9 protein-coding genes are annotated in these 11,945 nt (G+C 70.7%); 7 read left to right on the top strand and 2 right to left on the bottom strand.

Translation table 11 applies throughout. The annotated features are described in order from the left end of the window. Positions 1-58 precede the first annotated feature (58 nt). Together ACIGXX_RS29800 and ACIGXX_RS29805 are read left to right on the top strand one after the other, a co-directional pair. Positions 59-1,261: an FAD-dependent oxidoreductase gene (locus tag ACIGXX_RS29800; RefSeq protein WP_351170260.1), complete on the top strand. Its 1,203-nt coding sequence runs from the start codon at positions 59-61 to the stop codon at positions 1,259-1,261. A 224-nt stretch (positions 1,262-1,485) separates the two neighbouring features. Continuing rightward, positions 1,486-2,301, top strand: coding sequence for an HAD family hydrolase (locus tag ACIGXX_RS29805; protein ID WP_351170263.1), 816 nt, complete (start codon positions 1,486-1,488; stop codon positions 2,299-2,301). Positions 2,302-2,307: 6 nt separating this feature from the next. On the opposite strand, the gene ACIGXX_RS29810 is transcribed toward ACIGXX_RS29805, so the two are convergent. Together ACIGXX_RS29810 and ACIGXX_RS29815 are read right to left on the bottom strand one after the other, a co-directional pair. After that, on the bottom strand, positions 2,308-4,296 hold the full coding sequence (locus tag ACIGXX_RS29810) for a CocE/NonD family hydrolase (RefSeq protein ID WP_399980234.1): 1,989 nt from the start codon (positions 4,294-4,296) through the stop codon (positions 2,308-2,310). 19 nt (positions 4,297-4,315) lie between these two features. Further along, a complete protein-coding gene (locus ACIGXX_RS29815; RefSeq protein WP_399980237.1) occupies positions 4,316-5,830 on the bottom strand; it encodes a peptide MFS transporter in 1,515 nt (504 codons plus the stop codon). A gap of 325 nt (positions 5,831-6,155) precedes the next feature. Between ACIGXX_RS29815 and ACIGXX_RS29820 the strand changes: the two genes are divergently transcribed. The 5 genes from ACIGXX_RS29820 to ACIGXX_RS29840 all read left to right on the top strand — a co-directional run bounded on the left by ACIGXX_RS29820 (position 6,156) and on the right by ACIGXX_RS29840 (position 11,919). Beyond that, entirely contained in the window at positions 6,156-7,166 is a 1,011-nt protein-coding gene (locus tag ACIGXX_RS29820; protein ID WP_351170272.1) for a polyprenyl synthetase family protein, read from the top strand. Positions 7,167-7,321: 155 nt separating this feature from the next. Next, positions 7,322-8,314 carry a CHRD domain-containing protein gene (locus ACIGXX_RS29825; protein WP_399980240.1) on the top strand — a complete coding sequence of 331 codons (993 nt, stop codon included), beginning with the start codon at positions 7,322-7,324 and terminating at the stop codon, positions 8,312-8,314. Positions 8,315-8,563: 249 nt separating this feature from the next. After that, positions 8,564-9,853 (top strand): DUF2092 domain-containing protein, encoded by a 1,290-nt coding sequence (locus ACIGXX_RS29830; protein WP_366461879.1) that lies wholly within the window; start codon positions 8,564-8,566, stop codon positions 9,851-9,853. A gap of 121 nt (positions 9,854-9,974) precedes the next feature. Then, positions 9,975-10,943 (top strand): ABC transporter ATP-binding protein, encoded by a 969-nt coding sequence (locus ACIGXX_RS29835; RefSeq protein WP_366461880.1) that lies wholly within the window; start codon positions 9,975-9,977, stop codon positions 10,941-10,943. Then, on the top strand, positions 10,930-11,919 hold the full coding sequence (locus tag ACIGXX_RS29840; RefSeq protein WP_399980244.1) for an ABC transporter permease: 990 nt from the start codon (positions 10,930-10,932) through the stop codon (positions 11,917-11,919). Before ACIGXX_RS29835 ends, ACIGXX_RS29840 begins: the two co-directional genes overlap by 14 nt. Positions 11,920-11,945: the final 26 nt, after the last annotated feature.

The raw sequence follows: 11,945 nt of genomic DNA on the forward strand, positions 1-11,945 counted from the left end.
GACCCGGCACCACACGAAGTAGGCACACGCAACAAGTGACGTCCTGGGGAGGGACTTCGTGATCCATCCAGTAGCAGTCATCGGGGCGGGGCCGTTCGGCCTCTCCACCGCGGCCCACCTGCGGGCGCGCGGCATTCCGGTGCGGGTCTTCGGCGATCCGATGGTGAGCTGGCGCGCGCACATGCCCGCGGGGATGCTCCTGAAATCGACCCCGGTGGCCTCGAACATCGACGCGCCGCAGCGCGGCCACGACCTCGTGGACTACTGCGACGCGGCGGGGATACGGCGCCTGGTCACTGACGAGGACATCATCCCGATCGAGACGTTCGTGGCCTACGGGGAGTGGTTCAAGGAGAAACTCGTGCCCGACCTGGAGCAGGTGCGGGTCGTGTCGGTCGACCGCGGGGGCACGGCGGGCTTCGACCTGAAGCTGGACTCCGGCGAGCAGTTCACGGCCCGCGCGGTCGTCGTCGCCACCGGTCTCTCGGGCCTGGCGCAGCTGCCGCCCGCGCTCGCCGCGGCCGCCCCGGACGGGCCGACCCCCACAGGGCCGGTCTCGCACAGTTCGCAGCACAGCGACCTGTCGCGGTTCGCGGGGCGTGAGCTGATCGTGGTCGGCGCGGGGCAGTCGGCCCTGGAGACGGCCGCGCTCGCCGCTGAAGCGGGCGCGAACGTACGGGTGGTGGCGCGCGGCAAGGGGTCGGTGGCCTTCGGTGAGCCTCCGTGGAAGCAGCCGAGGCTGCGCCCCGAGTCGCCGTTCGGCCGCGCCTGGTCGCTCTACGCGATCAGCTACTACCCCCACCCCTACCGCTATCTGCCCCCGCAGGCTCGCCACTTCCTGGTCCGCCGCATCCTCGGACCGCTGGGCGCGTGGTGGCTGCGCGAGCGCTTCGAGGGCAAGGTCGAGACGCGCGAGGTCCGCCGTGTGACGTCGGCGGAGGTCCGGGGCGGCAGCCCCGTCCTGCGGGTGGAGACCCTGGGCGGCCGGGACCGCGAGCTCTCCGCCGACCACGTCATAGCGGCGACGGGCTACCGGGTCGACATCGCCGCGATGGACTTCCTGGGCCCCGCGCTCCGGGCCCGCCTCGCCACGAGCCGCGGCACGCCGAAGCTGGGCGCGGGGTACGTCTCGTCGGTCCCGGGCCTGTACTTCACGGGCCTTCCGGCGGCGGCGTCGTACGGCCCCGTGATGCGCTTCGTGTGCGGCACGGAGTTCGCTTCGCCGCGGCTGGTGGGGCACTTGGCGCGGGTGCACGGGTGAGGTGACGGGAGTGCGCAGGGGGCGTACGCCTGGCGCCTCCGGCCCCTGCACACTCCGCGCACTTCAAGAGCGGGGCGGGCCGCCGGGATGCGCCCCGAAGCCGGTTCGCGGCGACTCGTCCCGGTGAATCCTCCGAGCGCCGGTTGTGCGACCAGCGCACTGCGCGCGTCACAGCTCCTGTCACGTTGCTTTCAGCATCGCCGGGGATCCGTATTCTCTGGATCATGGCTGCCCCCCTCGCATATTCACTCATCGCCACTGACCTGGACGGGACGCTGCTGCGCGGCGACGACACCGTCTCCGACCGGTCGCTGGCCGTGCTCGCGGCGACGGCCGCGGCGGGGGCGCGCCACCTGGTGGTGACCGGGCGACCCGCGCCGCGGGTGAAGCCGCTCCTCGACGATCTGGGCGGCGGTGGCCTCGCCGTCTGCGGTCAGGGGGCGCAGTTGTACGACTCCGGGGCCGACCGCATGGTCTGGTCCGTGACGCTCGACCGCGAGCTCGCCGAGGCCGCGCTCGGGAAGATCGAGGCGGAGGTCGGGCAGGTCTACGCCGCCGTGGACCAGGACGGCGTGGACGGGCTCACGCTCATCGAGCCCGGCTATCTGATGCCGCACCCCACGCTGCCCGCCGTACGCGTGCGAGGGCGTGACGCGCTCTGGGCCGAGCCCATCAGCAAGGTGCTCCTGCGCCATCCCGAGCTGACCGACGACGAGTTGGCCGCCGTCGCCCGCGACGCCGTCGGGCCCCTCGCCACCGTCACCATGTCCGGGCCCGGCACCGTCGAGCTCCAGCCGCGCGGGGTGACCAAGGCGACCGGGCTCGCGCTGGCCGCCGAGCGGCTCGGGATGACCTCCGAGGACACCATCGCCTTCGGGGACATGCCCAACGACGTACCGATGTTCGTGTGGGCGGCCCGCGGTGTCGCCATGGCCAACGCCCACCCCGACCTCAAGTCGGCCGCCGACGAGGTGACTTCGTCCAACGAGGACGACGGGGTGGCCGTCGTCCTGGAGCGGCTGCTCTCGGCGCGGCGGTAGGGCGCGTCAGCCCGCCGTCCGCGGGATGCGGTTCTCCCACGTCCGGTGGAACACCACCTCGTCCCCGTCCTTGCACACCACCTCGTTCGACGTGATGAAGTCCGCCGCGTCGCAGGTGATCTCCGAGCGGGACCGGATCGACACGTCCCACGCCAGCTCCGGGCGGTGCAGGCGGATCGTCCAGTCGGAGCGGGTGCGGGCGCTGAGGGGGTCGGACTCGTCGATCGTGTACGTCTCCACCGCGTCCTCGGTGAATTCGAGGCCGTCCGGGTAGACCCGCGTACCGCCGTAGCGCGGGTCCACCTCCATGCGCCATTCGCCCTTCGCCACATCGCGTACGACGAGGCGCTCGGGACGCAGCTCGTCGAGCGTCGCCGGGTACACCACCCCGAGCGGCTCCGACTGCTCGGGAGCCTCGAAGGTGATCGAAGGGTCGAGATCGCCCTGCCGCACCGGGAGTTCGAGCGCGCTGCCCGCCGGGTCCAGGACGAAACCCGCCGATTCGGCCTGCGGCCAGATCCACGGCCAGTACGCCGACGACACCGCGAGCCGGATCTTGTGACCCGGCGGGAAGGTGTGGCCGATCGCGTTGAGCTCGAACGTCACGTCCTCCGTCCCGCCCACCGGCCACGGATCCACCCGGTCCCGGCCGTTGCGGGCCGACAGGTTCAGTACGCCCCGGGTGACCAGGGTCGACGAACCGTCCGGGGCCACGTCGCACACCCGCGCGATCGCCTGGCCGGACGGGGCGTCCATCTTCAGGCGCAGCGTCACCTTGGGGCGGCCCAGGATGCGTACGGCAGCGGGGACCTCGAACTCGAAGCACGCCGACTTCGCGTCCTCGTCGCGCTGGTCCGGCGGCAGGTCCGCGTCGTTGCCGAAGGGGAAGTAGCGGCCCGCGTCCAGGCCGGTGTGCTGGGGGGAGTTCACCACCATGGGCGCGCCCTGGAGGGCGTAGGACGTGGGTGTGACGTTCGGCGACGGCCAGGAGGGGTCCCCGACCCAGCCGCCCGGCAGCTCGGCGTACACGGTCGCCGGCGGGTGCGAGTCGCTGATCCAGGAGCGCAGCTTCGGCTCGGCCATGATGCCCGTGTCGACGCCCTTGAGGTGGTGGTCCCACCAGCGCAGCGTCTCCTGGAGGAAGCCGATCGCGGGGCCCGGCGGCAGCCCCCGGTCCGGGTACTGGTGCGACCACGGGCCGATCAGCCCCCGTACCTCGCCCGGCAGATGCTCGACCAGGCGCAGGACCGTGTCCCGGTAGGGGTCGTGGAAGCCGCCCACCGCGAGGACCGCCGCGCCGATCGCCGAGTAGTCCTCGCAGACGCTGCCGTGGCGCCAGTAGGCGTCCCGCGTCTGGTGGTCGAGCCAGGTGTGGATGAAGGGGTCCACGGCTTCGAGACGGCTCAGCCACATGTCCCGCCAGCGGTCGCCGACGAACAGCGGGTCCGGCGGGCGCGAGACGAAGGCGAGCATCGTGGCCGCCCACGCGTGCATGTCCACCGCCAGGACGGAACCACCCATGTAGTGCACGTCGTTGTCATAACGGTCGTCCGCGGAGCAGACCGTGATGATCGCCTTGAGCGGCTCGGGCGCCAGGGCCGCGATCTGGAGGGAGTTGAAGCCGCCCCAGGAGATGCCGAACATGCCGACCTTGCCGGTGCACCAGGGCTGCTCGGCGAGCCAGTTGACGACCGCGACCCCGTCCGCCAGCTCCACGGCGTCGTACTCGTCGCCCGGCATGCCCTCCGAGTTGCCGTGGCCCCGCACGTCCACGCGCACGGAGGCGTAGCCGTGGCCCGCGTACCAGGGGTGGCGCTGGAAGTCGCGCGGCGCCGTCCAGTCGCTCAGGCGGTAGGGGAGGTACTCCAGGAGCGCGGGGACGGGTTCGTCCGTCACCGGGCGCCAGACGCGCGCGTACAGCTTGGTCCCGTCCGGGAGGGGTACCTGGACGTCCTCGCGCGTGGTCTCGTACGGGAAGGAAGTGCGAATCTGCATGGCGGGAACCTCAGTGTCCTCAGTGGACGGGATGCATGGTGCGGCGCAGCCACGGCGCGAGCAGGACGACGGCCACACCCGCGGCCACCGCGACCGCGCCGTTCACGCCGAAGTACGCCGGGTTGGAGACCTCTCCGTAGAGCTTCACGATCTGCGCTTGGATGCCGTTGGCAAGGGCGAGCGAGAGGAACCAGAGGGCCATGGTCTGGCTGGCGAAGGCCTTGGGGGCGAGCTTCGTCGTGGCCGACATGCCGGACGTCTCGACGAGGATGTCGCCGAGCCCGAGCAGCAGGTAGGAGCCGACGATCCACCAGACGGCCATCTTGTACGTGTCGTCCCCGTGCCCCGAGGTCGGCAGGACCATCAGGAGGAACGAGAGCCCGCCCAGGATCACGCCGAAGGCGATCTTGTTCGAGGCGTGCGGCTGGCGGTGGCCCATCCTGGCCCAGACCGCGGCGACGACGGGGGCGAGCGCGACCTCGAAGGCGCCGAGCGCGGAGGCGTACCAGCTGGCGGGGAACTCGTAGCCGAGGATCGACGTCTCGGCGTTCGTCGACGCGAGCAGGATCATCGTCGAGTAGGCCTGGAAGAGGATGAAGTTGAAGACGACCGAGGCGAGGAAGAGGACCACGTACGGCCTCAGCCGCCCGCGTTCCTCGCTGCTCACGCGCGGGCTGCGGAACATCACCACGAAGTAGGCGATCGGCGCGATCACCGAGATCAGGGTGAGCAGGTCGACGAAGCGGTCCATCGTGAGCCAGCCCAGGGCGGCGAGCAGCCCCGCGAGTGCCGCGAACACGAGGACGCCCACGACGATCAGGACGACCGCGCGGCGCATCGCGTCCTTGGGCAGCGCGAACTCGGCCGCCGCCTTGCGTCCGGCGAGGTGACGGCGGCCCAGGACGTACTGGACGAGGCCGAAGGTCATGCCGATCGCGGCCGCCGAGAAGCCCCAGTGCCAGCCCTTGTGGTCGCCGAGCCAGCCGGTGATCAGCGGGCCCGCGAAGGCGCCGATGTTGATGCCCATGTAGTACAGCGCGAAGCCCGCGTCGCGGCGGTCGTCGTCGGTGCGGTAGAGCTTGCCCACCATCGAGGCGACGTTCGGCTTCAGGAGACCGGTGCCCGCGCTGATCAGGCCCAGGCCCACCCAGGTCATCGTCGCCGTCGGGACGGCCATCGAGTAGTGGCCGCAGGCGATGAGGATGCCGCCCCACAGGACCGCGCGGTACGAGCCGAGGATTCGGTCGGCGAGCCAGCCGCCCGCCACCGAGACGAGGTAGACGAGCGTTCCGTACGCCGCCGACACCGAGGCGGCGGTCCCGGAATCCATGCCCATTCCGTCGTTCGCGACGGAGTCCGCGAAGTACAGGACGAGGATGGCCTGCATGCCCAGGAACGAGAAGCGCTCCCAGACCTCGAGACCCGACAGGGTGAGCAGCCCGCGCGGCTGCCCGAAGAAGGCGTGGTCGTCGCCGGGCGGTGGCTCCGTCGGCGGCTCCGCGGGCGGTTCGGTGTCGGCCTCAGTGCGGGACAAAGGTTCTGCTCCCGGTAGTTCCGTTGTTCATGGGGCTTTCGGGGATCACGGGGGTCACGGGGATTACGCGGATTACGGGGCGATGCGGTCTTCTGTGTCGTATCAGCTGATCAAGAACATACCGGTGGTGATCGCACGTCGCCTGGGCGGCATTGCACAGGCGGGTGCCCACTGTGATCGAAAGGCGACCGGATACGCTGACTTGAGTGATGGCAGCGACACATCGACAAACCGTGTCATCGACGCGATCATCACGCAAAGATCGACCGAGTGATGATCGACCGAGTGACCGACTTGTGATCGTCAGCAGACAGGAGAACCCCTCGTGACCGTCGTCGGGCCCTTCGGCCTCAGCGTGCGGGACCAGGCTCTCGAAGCCGATGTCCAGGCCGGATTGGCGGCCGTCGAGGAAGGTCTGCTCGACGCCACCAAGAGCGGGGTCCCCTTCATCACGGAGGCCGCGCAGCATCTGGTGCGCGCGGGCGGCAAGCGGTTCAGGCCGCTCCTCGTGATGCTCGCCTCGCAGTTCGGCGATCCGTACGCGCCGGGCGTCGTGCCCTCCGCCGTCGTCGTCGAGCTCACGCACCTCGCGACGCTCTACCACGACGACGTGATGGACGAGGCGGACGTGCGCCGCGGGGTCGACAGCGCCAACCAGCGCTGGGGCAACTCCGTCGCCGTGCTCACCGGCGACTTCCTCTTCGCCCGCGCCTCGTACATCCTGGCCGACCTCGGCCCGGACGCCGTGCGCATCCAGGCGGAGGCCTTCGAACGCCTGGTCACCGGCCAGATCCTGGAGACGGCGGGCCCGACCGAGGGCCGCGACCCGATCGACCACTACCTCGACGTGCTGGGCGGCAAGACCGGCTCGCTCGTCGCCGTGGCCTGCCGTTTCGGTGCCATGATGTCGGGCGCCGACGAGACCGTCGTGGACGTCCTGACCCAGTACGGCGAGCGGCTCGGCGTGGCCTTCCAGCTCGCCGACGACGTACTGGACATCGCGTCGGACTCGCACGAGTCCGGCAAGACGCCCGGCACCGACCTGCGCGAGGGCATTCCCACGCTGCCGGTCCTGCGGCTGCGCGAGCGGGTGGAGAAGCTCGGGCTCCCCGAGGACATCGCCCTCTCCGAGCTCCTGGACTCGGACCTGACGGACGACGCGCGGCACGCGGAGGCGCTGGCGCGGCTGCGGGCCCACCCGGCCCTGGAGCAGGCCCGCAAGGACACCGTGCGGTACGCGGAGGAGGCGCGGGACACGCTCGCGCCGCTGCGGGACTGCGACGCGAAGACCTCGCTCGTCGAGCTCTGCGATCTGGTGGTCCACCGGGCGGGCTGAGACCCCCGCCAGAGCCGGTCAGGCACCTACGGAGTGTGACCTACGTCACACTTTACGTTGGCCTTGGATTGAGTCCAGGATCAGATCTATTCCGTACCTATGCCCGGAAGCCGACGCAGTGGGGCGTCGGCTCAGGTACGGGGAGATTTCTGACCATGGGCACTTTTGGTACCTCCGGCACTGTCGCGAACAGGCGCCGGACCTTGCTCGCCGCCGGTGTGGCCGTCGCCGCTGCGGGAAGCCTGGCGGTGGCGGCGATGCCCGCCTTCGCGGACGGCGGCAGCAGCGCCAGCACCAGCACCACGACCAGGACCACCAGCAGCACCGGCGGAGCCATCTTCGCGGCGAGCATGAACGGCGCGAACGAGGTGCCGGTGCCGGGCGGGCCCGCGGTCAACGACAAGGACGGCAAGGCCCTGGAGTTCGTCCAGGTCAAGGGCGACAAGGTGTCCGTCACGGTCAAGTGGCGCGGCACCGGAAAGCCGACCGCCCTGCACATCCACCAGGGCGCCAAGGGCACCAACGGCGGCGTCAGGATCGACTTCACCGGGCTGCTCGGCAAGAGCAAGGGCAACCGCGTCACGGGCACGGTCAAGGTCGACGACGCGGCGCTGCTCAAGCAGTTGAAGGCCGATCCCAACAGCTTCTACGCCAACCTGCACACCGCCGAGTTCCCCGGCGGCGCGGTCCGCGGCCAGCTCCACAAGGTGACGACGGACTTCGACTTCCGGGGCGCGGCGGCCAACTTCCAGGCGTCCGTGATCCGGGGCGAGCAGATCTACGAGTGCAAGAAGGCCGACGACGGCTCCGGAAAGTTCGCCTTCGCCCAGCGTGACGTGCGCGCCCGACTCGGCGGCGCCATCGCGCACGACTTCGTCGCCCCCAACTCGGGCACCCCGCGCTGGACCGCCCCCGACCGCAGCCAGGTCACCGGCAAGCTGATCTCCCGGACCCCGAACGGCGACAAGAACATCCCCGAACTCGACCTGGCGGCCACCCAGACGGGCAAGCCGCGCGGTCTGCTCGCCGGCACCGCGGAGATCCTGCGCCTGAACACCGAGGGCGGGGTCGCACCGGCGGGTTCCTGCAAGCCGGGTGCCATCGCGAAGGTGCCGTACAAGGCGGACTACGTGTTCGTGCAGCGCTGAGCCCCTGAGACCGAAGCGGCGCTTCCCCTACTGGTCGGGGGAGGCGCCGCCTGTTTTTGTCATCCCACAGCAGTACGTGGAGTTGCTCCCGGGGTCTGACGCTTCCGGCTGGCCGATTTGGTCGTATAGAGAACAGCAAGGTCCAGCAAGAACAACCACTCCTGACCTATTCGGGTGAGAATGGCGGCGCGGGGTGGACGCACGCACGTACTGGGAAGGCCGCCGCCGACCACGGAGGTAGGGCACACAATGGCACCGTACGAACCGGAGCAGAACACCAGTGAGACCGGGGAGCTGCGCGTAGGCCGCCGGAAGGCGGCGCGTTACGTGGTCCCCGTCGCGGTGGCGGGGGTGGCGGCGGCGACCATCGGGCTCGTCCCGGCGCTCGCGACGTCGGGCGACCCCAAGCTGCCCGACGTCACCGCACAGGAACTCATCGAGAAGATCGCCGCTTCGGACACGGAGCAGCTCTCGGGCACCGTGAAGATCAGCACCGACCTCGGCCTCCCGTCCTTCGGCGGCGACTTGGCCGGCGGCTTCGCCCCGGGCAGCGGCTCGGGCGGCGACGGCGAGGACGGCGACGGCAAGGGCTCGGCCGCCGACCCGCAGTCGAAGCTGATGGAGCTGGCGTCCGGCACGCACACGCTGCGCGTCGCGGCCGATGGCCCCGACAAGCAGAAGCTGTCCGTCCTGGACGACGCCGCCGAGTACAGCCTGATCCACAACGGCGACGACGTGTGGGCGTACGACAGCAAGTCGAACGAGGTCTACCACTCCGAGTCGGCGGGCAAGGCCGCGGACTCCGGCAAGGACTCCGGCAAGAAGGACCTCCCCAAGGACGTCCCGTCCACGCCCAAGGAGCTGGCCGAGGAAGCACTGAAGGCGGTCGACGGCACGACGTCGGTGAAGGTGGACGGCACCGCGCAGGTCGCGGGCCGTGACGCCTACCGCCTGGTCATCAAGCCCAAGCAGTCCGGTTCGACGATCGGCCAGATCACGGTCGCGGTGGACTCCAAGACCGGTACGCCGCTGAAGTTCACGCTCACCCCGGCGAGCGGCGGCAGCGCGGTCGTCGACGCGGGCTTCACGAAGGTCGACTTCGGCAAGCCGGCCGCGTCGACGTTCGACTTCACGCCGCCCAAGGGCGCGAAGGTCACGGAGGAGGGCGACGAGGCCAAGGCCGAGAAGCACGGCTTCACGGACGGCGGCAAGGAGTTCGGGGGCAAGGAGTTCGGCGGCAAGGAGTTCAAGGGCGAGGAGGACCTGAACGGCCTGAACGTCATCGGCGAGGGCTGGAACTCCATCGCCGAGCTGAAGCTGCCGGGCGGCCAGGGCCTCCCGACGGGCGGCTCCGGTGATGTCCCGCCGGACGCGCAGCGGCTGCTCGACTCGCTCGGCGACAAGGTGACGGGCGAGTTCGGCTCGGGCACGGTCTTCAAGACCCGCCTGGTCAACGCCCTGATCACCGACGACGGCAAGGTCTACGCGGGCGCGGTCACCAAGGACGCCCTCGTGAAGGCGGCGAACGACGCGAAGTAGCGTGCCGCGGCAAGGCGATGGAGCGGCGGGTCCGAGGTGCCGGGCAGGCACCTCGGACCCGCCGTCACGGCTGAATGCGGCTAAGAGCGGCTAAGAGCGGCTGAGAGCGGGGAGGACGAAGGTGCCGGGAAGCAGTGCCGGGGCCACGGCGGAGAGCGTGATCGAGACCGACGTGCTGACCAAGCGCTACGGCAAGCAGCTGGCCGTGGACCGCCTCAGCCTCACCGTCCCCGCCGGAAGCGTCTTCGGGTTCCTCGGGCCGAACGGCTCGGGCAAGACGACCACCATCCGGATGCTGATGGGCCTGATCGAGCCGACTTCGGGCCGGGCCAAGGTCCTTGGCCGCCCGATGCCGCGCGAGATCCGTACGGTGCTCCCGCACGTGGGCGCGCTCATCGAGGGCCCGGCTCTCTACGGCTTCCTCTCCGGCCGCGACAACCTCCTGCGGTACGACGCCGCCGACCCGACCGCCGACCCGCGCACCCGCCGTGTCCGCGCCGAATCGGCCCTGGACCGGGTGGGTCTTACGGCCGCCGCGGGCAAGAAGGCGAAGGCGTACTCGCTGGGGATGAAGCAGCGCCTCGGTCTCGCGGCGGCGCTGCTCCAGCCGCGCAGGCTCCTCGTGCTCGACGAGCCGACCAACGGCCTCGATCCGCAGGGCATGCGCGAGATCCGGTCGCTGGTGCGCGAGCTGGCGTCGGAGGGCACGACGGTCTTCCTCTCCTCGCACCTCCTGGACGAGATCGAGCAGGTCTGCACGCATGCCGCGGTGATGGCCCAGGGCCGCCTGATCACCCAGGGCCCGGTCGCCGAACTCGCCGCCGGTGCGCGCGGACGTCTGGTCGTGACGACACCGGACACGGGCGACGCGGTCCGCGTCCTGAAGGAGCTCGGCGTGCCGGATCTCGTGGTGACGGAGGACCGCGTGACGGGCGAACCGCCGGGCGCGGACACCGGCACGGACCTCGCGGAGCTGAACGCCGCCCTGGTCGGCGCGGGCGTCCGGGTGCGCGGCTTCGGCGTCGAACGGGCCTCGCTGGAGGACGCGTTCGTGGCACTGACGGGGGAGGGGTTCGATGTCGCGGGCTGAGGTCGACGACGTACACGACGCAAGCGACGCACAGGGCGCACGCGACGCACGCGACACACGCGACGACGTGCGGGAGAGCGGTGAAGCGCGGGAGAGCGGTGAAGCGCGTGAGGTGCGTGAGGTGCGTGAGGTGCGGCGGATCTGGACCCTCGGGCTCTTCCGCAGCGAGCTGGGGATCACCTTCCGCCGCTGGCGCACCCTCGCCCTGCTCGGTGTGCTCGCCGCCGTGCCGATCCTGGTGGGCGTGGCCGTCAAGATCGAGACCAGCGACGGCTCGACGGTGGGCGGGGGCGGCGAGGCCGGCGGCCCCGCGTTCATCGCGCAGGTCACGAACAACGGCCTGTTCCTGGTCTTCACCGCGCTCGCCGCGACGCTCCCCTTCTTCCTGCCCATGGCGGTCGGTGTCGTCGCGGGCGACTCCATAGCGGGCGAGTCCAGCGCGGGGACGCTGCGCTATCTCCTGGTCGCCCCGGCGGGACGGACCCGCCTGCTGCTCGTCAAGTACGCGACGACGATGACGTTCTGCCTGGTCGCGACGCTCGTCGTGGCCCTGTCGGCGCTCGCCGTCGGGGCGTTGCTCTTCCCGGTCGGCGAGGTCACCACGATCTCCGGCACCCGGATCGGCTTCGGCGAGGGGCTGCTGCGCGCCCTGCTCATCGCCCTCGTGGTCGCCGCGTCACTGATCGGTGTGGCGGCGCTCGGTCTCTTCGTGTCGACGCTGACCAGCAGCGGCATCGCGGCGATGGCGACGACCGTCGGCCTGCTCATCACGGTCCAGATCCTCGACCAGATCCCGCAACTGCACGCCATCCAGCCGTACTTCTTCTCGCACTACTGGCTGTCCTTCGCGGACCTCATGCGCGAGCCCGTCTACTGGGACGAGCTGGTCAAGAACCTCGGCCTCCAGGGCCTGTACGCGGTGCTGTTCGGCTCGGCGGCGTGGGCGCGGTTCGGGGCGAAGGACATCACGGCGTAGGACGTCATGGCGCCCGGCAGCACGGC

Source organism: Streptomyces sp. NPDC055243 (genome assembly GCF_044544025.1).
Lineage (GTDB): Bacteria > Actinomycetota > Actinomycetes > Streptomycetales > Streptomycetaceae > Streptomyces.